We start from the raw sequence: 15,793 nt of genomic DNA, 5'->3' as shown, positions 1-15,793 counted from the left end.
GGATTTAATTACTATTGGGAATATTCAGATATGAATACTAGAATTGATTACTAAGCTTTCAGTAAAAGAAAAAAAAAAGTATAGAGATACGGGCTTGCATGATTTTTGTCTGAATTCACCACTGAAAAACCTCTGGATCATGATTAGGGCATTGGATCTTATGCTCTCTACAGTCAACCTCAGCCTCACCTTCGGTATCTCTTTCCGGCCCAAACCATGAGCCAATATGACCACAGATAGGAAGACCTCCTCCAGAACAAACGGCTTGATATTTTTGGGACGCAACCTTAATTTCAACGCGCCTTCCATCGGCACTCATTAAAAAAGCATTTGTCATTTGTCAATTTTTTTAAAGGATAATTGCTTTTGCACTATTGAGGCCTGGGTCTCGATTGTACCATCTCCTAATCCTGACTGAAAGCGTAATCCATCGATGGCCTTTTTCGTATTGATACTTTTGAATAGTTTAATATCTGACTTTGATAATTGTTTATTTTCTTGGAATTTTTGATACACTTTTTCTATATTATTTGTGGGAGTATTGGCGATAATATTGCACTCCTCGGAAGTAAGTAATTGTTCAGCATATTCAATTGTTTCTTTACCAGCTTTTGAATTTTCTAAAAAGCCAGTAATATTAAATGTCCTGTCTTGTATGGATAATAGACTTTCTATAGGAATTCGCTCCTCAATAACAGTTGGAGGTCCAATATGAATTCCCAATTCTGCCAGTTCATAAGTACTCTCAACTATCACATATCCATTAACAAAAAGTGTCGCCTCAAAAGGAACTTTAAGCGAATATTTTATGGTTTGAAACTTAATATATAATGCTTTCTTAGGGTCTACATCAAAGCTGATTGTCTTGGCTACAGTTTCTTCCGTTGTTATACTCCTTTGTACTTCTTGAGAATTACTAGTCGCAAATTCAACCGTTGTTGTCGTTGCTCCTGCCAGTTCGCCTTTAATATTTGGGATTGGAATTTTAAAGCTTAATGAATATGAAGTCGATTTTTTAGTGGTGACGCTGTTGGAGATTTTGTATGATTGTCCTTGTGCCACTTTTAAAGTGATATTTTGCGTCCATCCCCTCCTGTTGTCTGAACAATTTTTGTTAGAATAATAATCCACAGCATAAGTTTCCGGTAAGGCGATTATTCTATCCGTCAATACATTTGCGATTCCGCCTTCAATAGTATATTCTATGTTCTTGATGCTTGATGAAATGGTAATTGTTTCACCTTTAGATTGATCAGATTTTACTGTTTTCTGCAATCTTGGACTCGAATTTATTCTGGTGTATAGTACATCATCCAAGTTAATTTGACCATAGCAGTTAATAACGGTCATCAAATAAAAAGACAGCAGTATAAGGTATCTCATATTTTTGGGGTTCGGAATTACAAATAAATATAAAAATAAATTTTGGAATTATATCTAATCAGTAAAAATTTCAATACATTGATAATGAGTATATTACGATGGTATTTTGAATTAGCAGTCTTCCACTGTAATTAGAACATTATCAGGAAGCCAAAATGACTTTTTAGAACTAAATAAGGATTTATCACGTATATCTTATTATCCAATGATTTATATAAATTTATTCATGATGTAATAAGAAATTCTATATATAATATTCAAAAAAGCAGGATTAAGTAGACCCGAAAGTGTAAGTAGCATTCAACCAAATGATAGATGTTTTGTGTAGCCCTACTTTAAAACCTTTAATAGCAAATCACAACCGATTTTTGAACCCTAAACAGATACGTACCCAAAACTTTAATTGTATTTCATGAGAACACTACTTTATTCCCTATTAGGAATAGTTTTCTTGCTGTCTTGCAATAAGACGGATAAGTTGCAGAACACCCCGGCCAAGCCCAACCAACTGATAACGGATGCAAAGTATTATGTTGATAGTATCAGGCAAGAAGTATTTCCTAATGGAAGATCTGCCACAGGCAGCGACTCAATTTTATGGGAGCAGGCAATCATCAGGCATTTTAGTCAGATAGATGCAGTCTCTGTACCACTCTTTTCAGACTCGTCACAGAAAGCTACTTTTGACAATCATATACTGCCATTGAAGCTAGAAAGCTATCTGTTGGTGTATAAAGGATCGGATAGTAATTTCCATCACCTGGTGATGAAGCTACTTCGTACAAGCAGCAACAATCCTGCATTCTCAGGTGCAGTAATGCTGGAAGATTTGTCCGGCAACAAACTTACCGCGTACACAATGGAGGATGGAGCAATTGTAAAAATGCCAACACCTCGAAATTCGGGAATTGATAATGCAAGAGCTGTCTACAGCTGTGTCACCATTAATTACTGGTATTCCGTAAATGGCGGTCCTTGGCAATTTAATTTTAGTAATACATATTGCACATGGTATGATGTCGCTGATAACGGGGGCTCTAATTTACCTGTCGGAAATCAGGAACTACCTCCTCCTGAAGATGGAGGAGGAGGGGGAGACATGAGCGGCAACACTCCTGGAAATAATAATTCAGGTACACCAACCTCAATTCAGGACGTACGTAGCGGTGTTCGTAGCCCTTGCCTATCCTCAGTATTATCAACAGTAGTATTTTCAGATCTTAATAGCAATATTACTAATTCGTTTAGAGTTTTATATGAAAATAATGATAGGTTGACTTGTGATTTTCAGGAAGATACATTAGCTGATCGGTTAGATGCAATTGGACGTTATCAGCCACAAGGAATTAATAGTAACGAGTATACTGTTACTATAACATTAAATACCAAAAGGAATAATTCATCTCAGGAGTATATTGCAGCAACTATTTATCATGAAATTGTTCACGCTCTATTATTTGCTAAGTATAAAAATCCTGATGAAGTGCGTGACCACATTGAGATGTCATTTGGTTCCTATTTTGAAACGCAGGTGAATTCACTGAGAAGTCTATTTCCTAATTTGAGTTATTCTGATGCGAAGAAATTGGTATGGATTGGACTTGAAGATACGCAAGAGTATCTCAACCTGTCAGTTGATGAAAAAAATGACATACAAATATTTGCAGGTAAACATAAAAATGGAACAGCTGGTACCAATTGTAATTAACTATGAGATACTTATTCATTTTTAGCATACTTGTCCTCATGCCAGGAACAGTTATTGCCCAACAACAAATCCAGCCCATAACCGGTAAGGTTATAACTGGAACTTATGATTCAATAGGCCTTACTAGGCCTGATCCTTATATCCGGGCCTGGTCGAAAACCGGAAGTATAACCCCTAAAGGCGCTGTACAAGATGATCACCCACTTATCTTTTCAGTAATCCTCGAGTATAAGGATTCAATACTTCTGGCACCGAAATTTTCGGAAGGTGCCTCTGAGGCATTCAAAGATTTCATTAGGGCTAACCTGAAAAACTTGGCGGAGCTTCCCTGGGACACTAAAATTCCTGAAACTAAAGGATTGAAGGATTTCAAAATATTTTGGATTCATTGCTATTTATTAGAAAACAAAAGCTCAGGGCTGCATCCGTGGTTATCTGCAGATATGGTTTCGCAATTAAGTAGTGCACTTAGTTTTTCACAGCAACAGAATGGTGTTCCATTATTCATAGCGCCACCTTACTATGTATTCAGCTGGGCAAGTACTAGGTGCGGTCCACGGTAACATACAAAAGTTCAGAAAGACATTTGGATTAGGCGGCTTGAGTCAGGTGTTGTACTGGACTCAAGCCGTTCAGTTTTATTTTGATTGCTTGGTTTATAATAATCAATTTAGGTAGACAATCGCTTATTCTAAAAATCTTCCGCTGTATTTCTGCTTTTAGCTTGGATCAAATTGCTTCTTTAAAAAAACAGATATCTTTTCAATGCTGGCTTTGTCATTTTGTATTAAATACTCAACCACCATTTCAATGATTTCAACTCTACTCTTTTTCCTTGTTCTTAATTCTTTATCAATTCGTTCATAAAGTCCCTTTCCATTGTTATCATTTATGTGTTCATTGTTGCTTCTATATTCATCTACAATCTGATTCAAACTAATTTGATGGAAAATGAAATCATTTAAGAACCGGGATATCTCCTTATAATAGTAACTTCAATAATCCGATAACATTTGCTGATCCTAACGGGAATGACCCAATACTTACCTGGCTATATTATTTTTTAGGCTTCGGCCAAGGCAACATGCCGGCAATTTATGGGATATAATATCAAATTCATTTATTCCGATTAACATATATGTTTCTAGTGCGCTTTTAGCAGGCTATGTATTCCCATTGAATTCAAAATTCAGAATTGTACCCGACAGGGTAAGTATAGTAAATTATAAAATAAAATATCTGGGAGGAGAGGAATATAAGCAAATAGCCCATCTTATCCCTCCGTCACTGACATCAAAAATCAACCCCACAGATGTATATGAAGTTGAATTAGATGGCAAGGTATACTTTCACGTTCGAGAGATAGAGGATGGTGATTTTGTTGGTATTGACTTGCAAGGTATATTCTATAAAATTACTTCTGACCCATATGAGATTGTAGCGCTTGAAGTAGAAGATCTCACTGAATATTTTAATTAATAAAGAAGATCTTGAACACAGCAACTAATCAACGAATAGCTAAGTAAAATTGGTAGAAATAGATGTAACTATGTTCAATTTATTTAAAAGATCTAAAGTCGCATCCTGGGAGCTTAACTTGTTGGTTAATATTTTCAACATGCTACCCGATGATTTTGCCTATCTGGCAAAGCAGGTTAATGACGGATTATTGGTTCGGATTTCAAGAAAATCTACGGTGAGGCCCAATTATATTGGTTTTTCTTATGGAGACGTTGTTAGAAAATATGAACGCAAAAGCGACAATGGTTTTTTGATAAAAGGCACAAAAGTTTATGATACTTTAAGTAATGAGTATATAGAATTTAATATCGTTGTAGGGTATGGCCTTGTTTTAGGATACTTTACTCCAAATAATGACAAATTCAAACTTGATGTTGACAAGATAGATTTGAGCGACACTAGAATACTATATGACAAAAATTCAGACTTTGATAAGATTAAAAAGCATTTGACTAAGGATCAACAAAAGCAAATCTCCCCAGATGATGTCTATCCTATAGAGCTAGAAGGAACGACCTACTATCACTTAAAAGATCTTGAAGATGGAGATTTCGTAGGAATGGATGAAGAAGGAAATGCTTATCAGGTTACGCATGATCCTTACCAGATTTTACCTGCTAATAAAATACTCAATAAACTTTTATCAGCGGATATATAAAGGCCTTAATGTTTACTTACGTATTAATGTAAAATCAACAAGGTAATCATGTTTAGCATCTATTAATGTATATGATATCATTTATGTAATCTGTTGTAATAATTCTCCCATTCGCAGAATCAGAAACGTCTGTAACTACTTTACGAAGTTTATTTCCAGTGGTGTCTTAAAATATTAATGGAGGATATGGTAGAGGTGTTGTTATGACTGACTGTATGAATGAGAAATGAGACAGGGTGGGAACACCCCATCTTTTCAATACATGAAAATGGTAGAGTTATTGTTATTACCTATTTTTCTAAATCTTACCTATTCTTATCTATGAAAAAAGCAATACGTTTATAAGAGCAAGGGGAAAAATCCCCTCGCGGTTACATATCGTCTCAATTAGTACTCATAATTTCTTATAGGGACAACAGGGACGAACGCAATTGTAGATCATAGTAATCCTAGAATGTTATTTTAAGAAGCAACAGAAGGGATCATCCGTCGCTGTTGCATACTATGCCAACAAAAGATTATCTAACCCTAGATTCAATAGTGCTGGAATTGGTGTATAGAATTTTAAAGGAATTATTATACATTTGTTATATGAGAATGACCGTAATGTTATAATAAAGTTTTAAGTCAAATGACTAATGTCCCTTGTGGGGACATCGATTATTCTATTGTCGGAACTTTAAACTTAACATTATGGGCAACCTCTTAAATTCACAACAACTACAATCTTTTATTGCTGATGGCTTTGTACGCATCGACAACGCGTTTTCGGCAGAACTATCTTCCAAAATAAGAACCATTTTATGGAATGACCTGCCAGGGGAGTCCAATGATCCTACAACATGGAAACAAGCTGTTATGAGGTTAGGTTTTTACAATCATTCACCTTTTATCGAAGCAGCTAACACAGATGTGCTTCATAATGCTTTTGATCAGTTAGTAGGTAAAGGCAAATGGATACCTTGCATGAGCATGGGTACTTTTCCGGTACGTTTTCCTTCAATTGATGATCCCGGAGATACCGGCTTGCATGTAGACGCCAGTTTTCCAGGAACTAATCCTGATGATTACTTCAACTGGCGGATTAATATCAACTCCAAAGGACGAGCGTTGCTGATGCTCTTTCTATTCTCTGATGTGACTGAACTCGATGCTCCTACAAAAATTCTCAAGGGATCTCATATGGATGTTGCCCGATTATTAAAACCGGAAGGGGATGAAGGGCTGACTTTTATGGAGCTGGCAATGAAATTGCAGACATTATCGGGGACACATGAGGTGCTGGCTACCGGAAAAGCAGGGACGGTATATCTCTGTCATCCATTCCTGGCTCACAGTGCCCAGCAGCATCATGGTACAGAGCCTAAGTTCATGGCACAGCCTCCATTGTTGCTCAGAAGTGATTTTAATATTGAAGGTTCAGGACCGTTTTGTCCAGTTGAGGAAGCTATCAGAACAGCACTAGGTTTTTAATGAGGGCACAATTATTTTAGTATACTCTAATTGATTCGAAAATGCTCTTGTTCTAAGTATTAATTTAAGTATTGCTTTTAAAACCCGCTCTAGTAGCGGGTTTTGAGTCCTGTAAAATCAGAAGGCAATTTTCCACTTCTTTAAATAACTGATATACTCGGAAATTTCCTCCGTCTTCCTTCTTCAAAAAGAACCGCGATTTTCTTCCGGCACAATCTGTCCATTGGAAAATGTTTGTGCAAGTCGTTGCATTTTATCCTGGCATTGCGGTTCGGTAGCTTTCTTCCCGATTTCCCTAAAATACAGCTCATATAATAATTATATTAGCCAAATTTTTCGCGGTTATTTATGGAAAAGACAAAAATGGGTCTTCCTTACTATACAGAAATTAATGATTTTCTTGCGTCCATACCTTGGCCAGCCGGTACCGTCAATCCCGATTTTTTCTGTCTTCGGCTAAAACCAGTCCCCGGACAAGTGTCTGTATACCGCCCGCCTTTCAAGCGTTCCTTTTATTTCTTTGCGTTGTTTTATAATTCAGGGAAAATTCAAGTGAACTTCGGTGACAAAACCATATATAATCCCGATTCCTATCTTGTTTTCCATTCTCCCAATCTGATTTATAGCTTTGCGCATAACAACGCGCTGGAAGGTTATATCATTTATTTTAAACCTGAGGCTTTTTCTTTCTTCAAACCTGATTTTCAAAAACAGTTTCCGCTGTTCGATCTTCTACATACTAACCTATTTAATTTTGGTCATACAACATTCGAACAGTTGGCTCCTCATTTCGAGGCCGTGTTCACAGCTTATGAGCAATCAGACAAGGATCAGCATTTAGAAGCACGATTGAAGTTGCTGGGATTGTTCTGCTATCTGGAGCAGTTTGCCAACGAATACAAAAAAAACAACCCGGTGCCCACGGGCCAGCAAGAGCTGCTGCGCAAATTCATCCAGCTGATCGAAAATCATTATGTTGACAAACGCACAGTTCAAGAATACGCGGACATGCTATCCGTCACATCAAATCATCTCTCTCAAGTCGTCAAATCTGTATCTGGAAAAAACGCACTGAGTTTTATTTCTGGCCGCTTAGCAAGTGAAGCGAAATCGTTGCTGCTCTATACCAATTCAGAAATTTCGCAAATTGCCTATCAGCTTAACTTTTCCGATGCTGCAAACTTCGGCCGGTTTTTTAAGCAACATACCGGTATGACGCCATCAGCATTCCGCGGTAACCAAACTTTAGGAAATTGACTAAAAAAACCAAGATTTTGACAAGTATAGATTAGTCGATTACGGTTTCTTTGCAACCAAGTTTAATTCTATGCCGAGCAAAGTATTTATCAATCTGCCAAATTTTCAAAATCATTAATCAATGAATCAACAGTCATCTGTAGAGAGTTATATCGCTGAGGCAGAGGATTTCGCCAAACCAGTCCTAAATCATTGGCGCAATCTCATAAAGGGTGTATGTCCCGATGTTGTTGAGGTGATCAAATGGGGTATTCCGCATTTCGAGTATAGCGGTAATAACCTCTTTGTTATGGCCTCCTATAAGGCGCATTGTGCTTTTACTTTCATGAACGCGGAGTTTATGAGTGACCCACGTCTAAAGAATGGCAAGGAAGCCAAGCCCATTAAACGGTTTTTAGGCAAGATAACTAAACTCAGCGAGTTGCCTGCTGATAACGAGTTTATCGCCATGCTCAACGAAGCAATGCTGCTAAACAAAAACGGTATCAAGGTAACCCGGGAAAAACCTGTGACTGAAAAGCCTAAAACGCTGGATGTCCCTGACTACTTTGAAGCGGCTTTAGCCTTGTCGCCGGAAGCAAAGGCAATATTTGAAACCAAGTCTAACTCCTTTCGCAAAGAATACATTATTTGGATATCTGATGCCAAAACCGATGAAACCAGAAATAAAAGGATAAGTGAAGCTGTAGAATGGATTGGAGAAGGGAAAAGCCGATTCTGGAAACATAAAAAATAAGTCGTTAGATAACTCATTTGATGAACACTTTTATATTTGACTCAATTTCCTCGTCGACAGCAGAAGCGGAATTTGAAAAAAACACTCAAATCTTTTCGATCTAATCAAAAGCTATAAAAGTTCAATATTTCTCCCAGATAGGTTCCGCCAAAAATAAAACCCACCCTAAAAGTGGGTTTTATTTTTTGTAATAAATGACGTTATCGAATGTTAGGGTAATTCATCGATGAAGATCATTTGATTTTTTGAAAACCAACAAAAATTGATTCGATATAATTCCCCTAATGGGCACTCGAAAAGGTTATTTCTATTTACTAGAGATAACCTCTTTCATTTAATCTTTATATTACGGCACGTTTCCAAATCATATCATCATTTTAATGGAGATTTGTTGAAGCAGACTTGCTATACATATGAAAGAATCTGGTATATTGAAGCCTCCGGCTTCAGAAGAAAATGATGAATTACTGGTAAAATGTTTTAAGGATCATTTCAATTTCACGATCGATGATTTATCCCAGATCAGAAAACATTTTAGTTGCTATCACAAGAAGAAAAGGGATTTCCTTATCAGGGAAGGTTATACGTCTACAAACTACTTTCTTATTCTGGAGGGGTACGCTCGTTCATTCTATAGAACAGAAAAGGGCGAAGAAGTTACCATTGAGCTACTAGGCAGTGGGGAGTTTGCATCATCGATGTATAGTATATTAAAAAGAGCACCTTCTTTTATGTGCATTCAATGTGTAACTGATTGCATCGTTTGTAAAATATCAGAAGCTTCCTTCGAAGAATTAGCTACTGAAAATCCTGCATGGATTCAATTGGGTATGACATGCCTTAAATCTGCATTGCTGAAAAAAGAGGAACGAATCCTGACATTTGGGAAACTAAAGGGAAAAGAGCGTTATGCCAAATTGATGGAGGAAAGACCGGATATTATTAAACATGTCCCGGTTCAGTATATAGCCTCCTATATTGGTGTTAAGCCGGAATCTCTAAGCAGGATAAAAGGATAAAATGGATTAAAATAACAATTGTTATTTTAATTGACTTCGGTTCCGGTGATTTTTGTGTTGCAATAAATGTAATACAATAATGACGGAAATATCACTAATTACAGGCGTTAACGGCCATCTTGGGAATAACTTACTCAGACATCTTTTAAGTAAAGGAGAAAAAGTAAAAGGAACTGTCAGGGACCTGGATAACGCAACACCATTTGAAGATTTAAATTTTAGCCCGGTTTATGCGGATCTGCATGATGAAAACTCGCTTTTAAAAGCATTGGAAGGTGTAGATATTTTGTATCAGGTAGCAGCGGTGTATAAGTTATGGACGAAAAATCCGAAAAAAGATATCTATGATGCGAATATGATCGCTACCAGGAATGTAATGGAGGCAGCTGCAACAGCGGGAGTAAAGAAGATTATTTATGTAAGTTCTATTGCTGCATTAGGTAGAGAAACATGGCCTATAAGTCCGGAAACTTTTAATAACGAAACAAAAAATCTTTATTATAAATCCAAAATTGATAGTGAAAGGTTAGCCTGGAAAATGGCAAAAGCTCATCATATACAGATGGTCAGTGTTTGTCCGTCGGCCATGATAGGTGCTGTTTGTACGCATCTGACCCCATCTCAGCAAACGCTGAAGATGGTATTGGACAAACAAATAAAAATAGATGCTCAATTTTATTTTAACTGGGTAGATGTAAAGGATGTGGCAGCAGGTTGCTATCTGGCTGCACAGAAGGGCAGAAATGGGGAACGTTATGCTCTTGGCACTACAACAGCTATAGGAATTACCGAGATTGCCGCAATAGCACAGCAGATGTTCCCGGAGCTGGATCTTCAATTGCCTTCAAAGTCTCCCCAATGGTTGCTTTATGTGAATGCCTGGCTGATGGAGTTGGTATCGGGCATAACAGGGAAAAAACCTAAACTCCTCGTCAATCAGGTAAGAATGTATTTTAATGTTCATCAAGATATGGATATAAGCAAGTCTGAAAGGGATTTAGGATATGATCCTACTTCGCCGCGTATAGCTATAGGAAACGCATTAAAATACCTGTATCAACATAAAGAATTTAATAATGGAAGGATTTGATAAAAGTACGCCTGCCGGCATGGTATCCTATTTCCGTCACTGCATAAAAACGGGAGATGTTAAAGGAGCCATAAGTTGTTTTGATGTTCAGGGTGTGTACATTGACAGGGAAGGTATAGCTATCAGAGGGCTACAACAAATAGAACTGGCAATGGAGCAGCTGTGTGCATGGCGACCAGACATAAAAGGAGGTAAGTCACATGTAACCATCATCGACGATGTAGCAATTTGGCTGGATAAATGGGAAATGACAGGTACAACACCTGGTGGTCATACTATTAGCATGAGCGGTCATACTACGTGCATGATGAAAAGAAATAAAGTAGGTATTTGGTTATGGTGGGTCGATAACCCCTTTGGCGCAGCAGTGCTTGAAAATTAAGGGGCACTGGCTGTATTTGAACTAATAAAAAAGAAGGTCCATTGAAAAATTTTCTGGATTGGATAATTTTTTACAGCAGAACAGCCAATTTCTCCAACTACATTGTTCCAAATTTACCATTTTTGCATTGACAGGAAGGATGTGCCAGGAAGTGCGTAGATTAATAGAAATTCATAGTCTCTGACATTGAAAGTTATCAGGAAGAAGATCTCCTTACAATGAATCTGCCGCACCTAAGGGATCTACCTTTTCGTTGTTTTGAGCGAATGGAAGATAAGCAAGATTCGGGTTTTTGATGGTATGTATTGCAGATAGCTTTGTGGTAAAAAATATCGCTATGCATATCCATTCGCATCCATCAATACTTTATTTTGGAACACCAGTAATACTGATCAGTACCACCAATGAAAATGGTACGTTTAATCTTGCACCCAGTTCTTCTATATTCTGGCTGGGATGGCGCTGCATGGTAGGGTTGGCGGCATCTTCAAAAACAACTCATAACCTGCTCCGTGAAAGAGAATGTGTGATCAATCTACCATCCGTAGACCAGGCGGGTGCTGTAAATAAACTAGCCAGGACTACTGGCAGCAATCCAGTGCCTGAAGGTAAAATTGCAAGAGGTTATTACTATGAACCAAATAAATTTGAAAAGGCAGGCTTAACGCCTGTAAACTCAATAACGGTGCGGCCTCCGTCTGTGCTGGAGTGCCCGGTGCAAATGGAAGCTGTAGTAGAAGATGTTCATGGGCTCGCATCACATGACGATGCAATGCGTGGTAAGATCGTTGTTTTTGAAATGCGTATACAACGTGTGCACCTTGAAGAATCTATATTGATGGATGGAAAGTCCGATCATGTTGATCCGGATAAGTGGCGGCCTCTTATCATGAGCTTCCAGGAACTTTATGGACTCGGAAGTAAAGTACACCCTTCTACATTGGCGCTGATCCCAGAATCATCCTACCGTACAGCAGATTACAGGAGAGCTGAACAGGCAGGGCAAATCTCATAATTCATCTTAGCACAGAAAATGTTTAAAAATTAAAGACGCTCATTTAATAAAATAATAGTGAACGCTTATCGGATGCATGTAACAGATTATATCAATCGGTTCTAAGTTTCCGATTTATTTACTACGAGTGTCGAGATTTCCCGCTAATTCCCATTTTTTACGACACATTATATCACTAAATTAGCATTGGTGGATGCAGCAGGAAAATAGAAACAGCATAATTATGAAATATCTAATTTCAATTTTTACAATATTAGCGGGTGTATTATTCCTTTTAGATCTTTTTTTTGGGGTAATTGCGCATGGAAGTGGTCACAGTATACCCGCTAAGACGGATTATATAATAGCATTGGTAGGCATTGGTCTATTAGTAATGCTTGGAATTTTAGTACGTTTGAAGCGAAAATATAAATCTACCTCAAACTGGTATAAACTTAAATAAGCTGTTAATTTTCAACACTGATAATGTTCAGGTTCTGAAAATAAAAATAGGAGGGGAGATGTTTTCCAGAGGATTACAAAATTTTATTGATAGGTATTTACAGGATATTGCTCAAATAGATACCTACTTTTTCGGTTGATTGGACTTTGCTATTTTCTCTATAAAATGGATCAAGTTAAAAATGAATGAAAACGATACCAAGCGACTTTCACGGCTAACCGCTATCTTAACACAATTGCAGACAAAGCGATTGTTGACAGCGACCACCCTTGCTGAAAAATTCAATGTGAATGTAAGGACCATCTACAGAGATATCAGGGCACTGGAACAGGCCGGTGTCCCTATTCTTACAGAAGAAGGGAAAGGGTATACGCTGATGGAAGGCTATAAAATTCCGCCAGTGATGTTTTCTGAAAGCCAGGCCAACGCGCTGATTCTGGCGGAGCAACTGGTGCTGAAAAATAAAGACACTTCTTTTGTAAAAGATTACACCGAGGCTATCGATAAAATAAAAGCAGTGCTAAGGCAGCCGGAAAAAGACAAAGCCAACTTACTCGCCGACCGTACCCGTTTTGAGCAGAATATAAACAGGGAAAGAAACAGTAATAATATATCGCAGCTACAATTTGCATTGACTAATTTTCTCCTTATAAAAGTGAAATACAGTAACGAGCAACATAAAGCATCAGACAGGGTACTTGAACCATTTGCTCTGATCAGCACCAATGAAAACTGGTTACTGATAGCCTGGTGCCGCCTGCGTAAAGCGTTCAGGTATTTCCGCCTGGACAGGATTACCAGACTCGAAATTCTATCCGAAAATTTCACTCCGCATAAAATGACGTTGCAGGAGTATTTTGATAAATATTACTAAGTTTTTATACCCCTGACATAAGGCTGTCGCAACCCCGTTTTAGGTTTGCACTATCAATAACAAATTAATAGTCAAGAAAAATGGAAAAGCAGACTTTCGACCCTTGGGCATGGGGCAAAAACACTAATTCAGTACAGGCAGTAGAAGTTAAAAATGTAGCAGGAACACTCTATTGTTCCGGACAGGTCGCGATAGATGCAAATGGGATACCAAGCGGTACAGACATGCGTTCACAGCTTATTCAAACTATTCAGAACCTGGAACAGCTGATCAGCGAATCGGGTTATGAGTGCAAGAACATAGTAAGACTGAACGTATATACTACCTCTACACAGGAATTTTTTACAACCTGCATGGATGTATATGTGCCCTTTATTCAAAAGTACAGTATCCAACAAGCCACTACTTTATTAGGTGTGAAAGAATTATTTGCTACGCTGACGGTAGAACTGGAAGCAACAGTGGTAAGATAAGCATTGGTTTAACATCTTTGAATAAAAGCCGGAGCTCCTCCGGCTTTTATTTTTTATGTATGACGACATGAGATCTTATTCGCCTAAGTTTGAGCTGGACATTGACAGTATTAACAGCACAATTACCAGGATAATTTATAATAAAAATCCAGACTTTGATGCTATAAAAAAGCATCTGACTAAAGCCTCTCTGGAGGCTCAAAAGAAAATCTAGGGAAGAATTGAACAGGAATCTAATACTAGCTTTCCGTCTATTAATTTGCATGCAGTCAACAGTAATAATATAAGCGCCTATCTCTATTTAGAGATAGGCGCTTATATTATCTCACAGTGCTGTTTTATTGAGGAATGTTATAGAATTTACATACGGCAGCATAATCGTTGTAGTCAGGATGCGCTGCCTGTCTGCCGGCAACACCTCCCGGAATCAGGATGTAGCGGTATTGTAGTGATAATGGTAATTCAATACTGCCACTATTATCAAAGGTAAAGCGTGTAACGAGTATATTACTTATCTCAGGGATAAAGGAGATAAGGCTTACGGTGGTTCCACCCGCAGACGCAGTATAAGGCAATACCTCCATGCCTCCTCCAAATTGAAGATAAACTATTATTGTTCCTGAACTAAGAATGGCAGCATTCAGGCTAGGTGCCGCCAGATCCACAGCCCACAGATTGGATTCGTCTATCATCGTATCTCTGGGATTAGTAGCATACTTCCAGGTAGAATAGATCACATTGGCGGTTCCTGTAGCTCCTGTGGCTCCTGCTGGTCCTTGAGGTCCTGCTGGTCCCTGTGGTCCTGCGGGACCTTGCAATAATAACCCAGCAGCCCATGCGCCGGCGGTTTTAGGGCCATATAATATGTAAGTTGATTTATCCAAATAATAATCGCCATTATTTCCTATAGCAGCAGTAGGAGCACCTGTGCCGCTTAGTATCTGGCTTCCTGCTGCACCAGTAGCCCCGGTGGCTCCCGTTGCACCGGTCGCACCGGTTGGCCCAGTCGCGCCAGTGGCACCAGTCGCGCCAGTAGCGCCAGTCGGACCGGTGGCTCCCGTCGGACCAGTAGCGCCGGTTGCTCCGGTAGCACCAGTTTGTCCTGTTGCACCAGGTGGTCCATCCGCACCAGTAGCACCAGTGGCTCCCGTTGCGCCAGTAGCACCAGTAGCACCAGTAGCACCAGTTGCGCCGGTAGCACCAGTTGCTCCAGTTGCACCAGTTGCACCGGTAGCACCAGTGACACCAGTAGCGCCGGTTGCACCCATTAAAGTAATTGGTGTTCCCCAGCCATTAGCCGTTTTAGGGCCATAAAATTTAGAAGTAGAAAGATCTAGATAGAAATCACCTATACTGCCCACTGATGCGTCAGCCGGCCCATTTCCGCTGTAAATTTTCGTGCCGGCAGGACCAGCCACCCCTTGGGGGCCTTGTGCGCCCTGCACACCTTGTGCGCCCTGTGCACCAGGTGCGCCTTGATCACCTTTTTTACAGCCCACCCATACTAAGAGTAATACGACAAAAAACATGGTTACTTGTAACAGCTTTTTCATATTAAGTAGTTTTTTGGGATTGAAATTGATTTGTAATGAGTTATTCGGAGATATGGAGTAACAGTTGTGACAAAAAATGGTTGCAGGGAATAATAACTGCGAATTCAATAAATAAACTTACCAGTGTAAGGGCGCATTTAATAGTAAAAATGCGCAAATTTGATTGTCTGGATGGTTATGGAAAGTTGGCGTAAAATTAATAGCAACCT

At 38.8% G+C, this 15,793-nt stretch carries 17 protein-coding genes; 14 read left to right on the top strand and 3 right to left on the bottom strand.

The features are described from left to right. Positions 1-333: 333 nt before the first annotated feature. Positions 334-1,275: a hypothetical protein gene (locus ACE38W_RS13600; protein ID WP_375831649.1), complete on the bottom strand. Its 942-nt coding sequence runs from the start codon at positions 1,273-1,275 to the stop codon at positions 334-336. A gap of 520 nt (positions 1,276-1,795) precedes the next feature. Between ACE38W_RS13600 and ACE38W_RS13595 the strand changes: the two genes are divergently transcribed. Both ACE38W_RS13595 and ACE38W_RS13590 read left to right on the top strand, forming a co-directional pair. Continuing rightward, entirely contained in the window at positions 1,796-3,091 is a 1,296-nt protein-coding gene (locus tag ACE38W_RS13595; protein ID WP_375831647.1) for a hypothetical protein, read from the top strand. Between the two features lie 2 nt (positions 3,092-3,093). Beyond that, a complete protein-coding gene (locus ACE38W_RS13590; RefSeq protein ID WP_375831646.1) occupies positions 3,094-3,654 on the top strand; it encodes a hypothetical protein in 561 nt (186 codons plus the stop codon). Between the two features lie 156 nt (positions 3,655-3,810). On the opposite strand, the gene ACE38W_RS13585 is transcribed toward ACE38W_RS13590, so the two are convergent. Continuing rightward, positions 3,811-4,026 (bottom strand): hypothetical protein, encoded by a 216-nt coding sequence (locus ACE38W_RS13585; protein ID WP_375831645.1) that lies wholly within the window; start codon positions 4,024-4,026, stop codon positions 3,811-3,813. 241 nt (positions 4,027-4,267) lie between these two features. On the opposite strand from ACE38W_RS13585, the gene ACE38W_RS13580 reads away from it, so the two are divergent. The 12 genes from ACE38W_RS13580 (at position 4,268) to ACE38W_RS13525 (ending at position 14,031) form a co-directional block, all read left to right on the top strand. Further along, a complete protein-coding gene (locus ACE38W_RS13580) occupies positions 4,268-4,570 on the top strand; it encodes a hypothetical protein (protein ID WP_375831644.1) in 303 nt (100 codons plus the stop codon). 139 nt (positions 4,571-4,709) lie between these two features. Then, entirely contained in the window at positions 4,710-5,270 is a 561-nt protein-coding gene (locus ACE38W_RS13575; protein WP_375831642.1) for a hypothetical protein, read from the top strand. A gap of 693 nt (positions 5,271-5,963) precedes the next feature. Further along, a complete protein-coding gene (locus ACE38W_RS13570; RefSeq protein WP_375831641.1) occupies positions 5,964-6,743 on the top strand; it encodes a hypothetical protein in 780 nt (259 codons plus the stop codon). Positions 6,744-7,091: 348 nt separating this feature from the next. Further along, on the top strand, positions 7,092-8,000 hold the full coding sequence (locus ACE38W_RS13565) for a helix-turn-helix domain-containing protein (RefSeq protein WP_375831639.1): 909 nt from the start codon (positions 7,092-7,094) through the stop codon (positions 7,998-8,000). Positions 8,001-8,121: 121 nt separating this feature from the next. Further along, positions 8,122-8,736: a YdeI family protein gene (locus tag ACE38W_RS13560; protein ID WP_375831638.1), complete on the top strand. Its 615-nt coding sequence runs from the start codon at positions 8,122-8,124 to the stop codon at positions 8,734-8,736. A gap of 413 nt (positions 8,737-9,149) precedes the next feature. Then, entirely contained in the window at positions 9,150-9,755 is a 606-nt protein-coding gene (locus ACE38W_RS13555) for a Crp/Fnr family transcriptional regulator (protein WP_375831635.1), read from the top strand. A 79-nt stretch (positions 9,756-9,834) separates the two neighbouring features. Further along, complete coding sequence (locus ACE38W_RS13550; RefSeq protein WP_375831633.1) at positions 9,835-10,845, top strand: NAD-dependent epimerase/dehydratase family protein; 1,011 nt, start codon at positions 9,835-9,837, stop codon at positions 10,843-10,845. Beyond that, positions 10,832-11,227: a YybH family protein gene (locus ACE38W_RS13545; protein ID WP_375831631.1), complete on the top strand. Its 396-nt coding sequence runs from the start codon at positions 10,832-10,834 to the stop codon at positions 11,225-11,227. The genes ACE38W_RS13550 and ACE38W_RS13545 overlap by 14 nt, the downstream gene beginning before the upstream one ends. 337 nt (positions 11,228-11,564) lie before the next feature. Next, positions 11,565-12,242: a flavin reductase family protein gene (locus ACE38W_RS13540; protein ID WP_375831630.1), complete on the top strand. Its 678-nt coding sequence runs from the start codon at positions 11,565-11,567 to the stop codon at positions 12,240-12,242. Positions 12,243-12,465: 223 nt separating this feature from the next. Then, the gene (locus ACE38W_RS13535) at positions 12,466-12,684 is read left to right on the top strand and encodes a hypothetical protein (RefSeq protein ID WP_375831628.1); all 219 of its coding nucleotides are present in this window, start codon (positions 12,466-12,468) and stop codon (positions 12,682-12,684) included. Positions 12,685-12,865: 181 nt separating this feature from the next. Then, positions 12,866-13,558, top strand: a complete 693-nt coding sequence (locus tag ACE38W_RS13530; RefSeq protein WP_375831627.1) for a helix-turn-helix transcriptional regulator — start codon at positions 12,866-12,868, stop codon at positions 13,556-13,558. 80 nt (positions 13,559-13,638) lie between these two features. Then, positions 13,639-14,031 (top strand): RidA family protein, encoded by a 393-nt coding sequence (locus tag ACE38W_RS13525; protein ID WP_375831624.1) that lies wholly within the window; start codon positions 13,639-13,641, stop codon positions 14,029-14,031. A gap of 338 nt (positions 14,032-14,369) precedes the next feature. On the opposite strand, the gene ACE38W_RS13520 is transcribed toward ACE38W_RS13525, so the two are convergent. Beyond that, entirely contained in the window at positions 14,370-15,584 is a 1,215-nt protein-coding gene (locus ACE38W_RS13520) for a collagen-like protein (protein ID WP_375831622.1), read from the bottom strand. Positions 15,585-15,793 lie beyond the last annotated feature (209 nt).

Source organism: Chitinophaga sp. Hz27 (assembly GCF_042263525.1).
Lineage (GTDB): Bacteria > Bacteroidota > Bacteroidia > Chitinophagales > Chitinophagaceae > Chitinophaga.
This window is presented reverse-complemented; position numbering and strand designations above follow the sequence as displayed.

What these genes read in the sequence shown, in the direction of transcription:
- ACE38W_RS13570 (WP_375831641.1), top strand. Translation starts at nt 5,964, where the DNA reads ATGGGCAACCTCTTAAATTCACAACAACTACAATCTTTTATTGCTGAT.
- ACE38W_RS13595 (WP_375831647.1), top strand. Translation starts at nt 1,796, where the DNA reads ATGAGAACACTACTTTATTCCCTATTAGGAATAGTTTTCTTGCTGTCT.
- ACE38W_RS13565 (WP_375831639.1), top strand. Translation starts at nt 7,092, where the DNA reads ATGGAAAAGACAAAAATGGGTCTTCCTTACTATACAGAAATTAATGAT.
- ACE38W_RS13560 (WP_375831638.1), top strand. Translation starts at nt 8,122, where the DNA reads ATGAATCAACAGTCATCTGTAGAGAGTTATATCGCTGAGGCAGAGGAT.
- ACE38W_RS13525 (WP_375831624.1), top strand. Translation starts at nt 13,639, where the DNA reads ATGGAAAAGCAGACTTTCGACCCTTGGGCATGGGGCAAAAACACTAAT.
- ACE38W_RS13550 (WP_375831633.1), top strand. Translation starts at nt 9,835, where the DNA reads ATGACGGAAATATCACTAATTACAGGCGTTAACGGCCATCTTGGGAAT.
- ACE38W_RS13535 (WP_375831628.1), top strand. Translation starts at nt 12,466, where the DNA reads ATGAAATATCTAATTTCAATTTTTACAATATTAGCGGGTGTATTATTC.
- ACE38W_RS13590 (WP_375831646.1), top strand. Translation starts at nt 3,094, where the DNA reads ATGAGATACTTATTCATTTTTAGCATACTTGTCCTCATGCCAGGAACA.
- ACE38W_RS13520 (WP_375831622.1), bottom strand. Translation starts at nt 15,584, where the DNA reads ATGAAAAAGCTGTTACAAGTAACCATGTTTTTTGTCGTATTACTCTTA.
- ACE38W_RS13545 (WP_375831631.1), top strand. Translation starts at nt 10,832, where the DNA reads ATGGAAGGATTTGATAAAAGTACGCCTGCCGGCATGGTATCCTATTTC.
- ACE38W_RS13575 (WP_375831642.1), top strand. Translation starts at nt 4,710, where the DNA reads ATGCTACCCGATGATTTTGCCTATCTGGCAAAGCAGGTTAATGACGGA.
- ACE38W_RS13555 (WP_375831635.1), top strand. Translation starts at nt 9,150, where the DNA reads ATGAAAGAATCTGGTATATTGAAGCCTCCGGCTTCAGAAGAAAATGAT.
- ACE38W_RS13530 (WP_375831627.1), top strand. Translation starts at nt 12,866, where the DNA reads ATGAATGAAAACGATACCAAGCGACTTTCACGGCTAACCGCTATCTTA.
- ACE38W_RS13540 (WP_375831630.1), top strand. Translation starts at nt 11,565, where the DNA reads ATGCATATCCATTCGCATCCATCAATACTTTATTTTGGAACACCAGTA.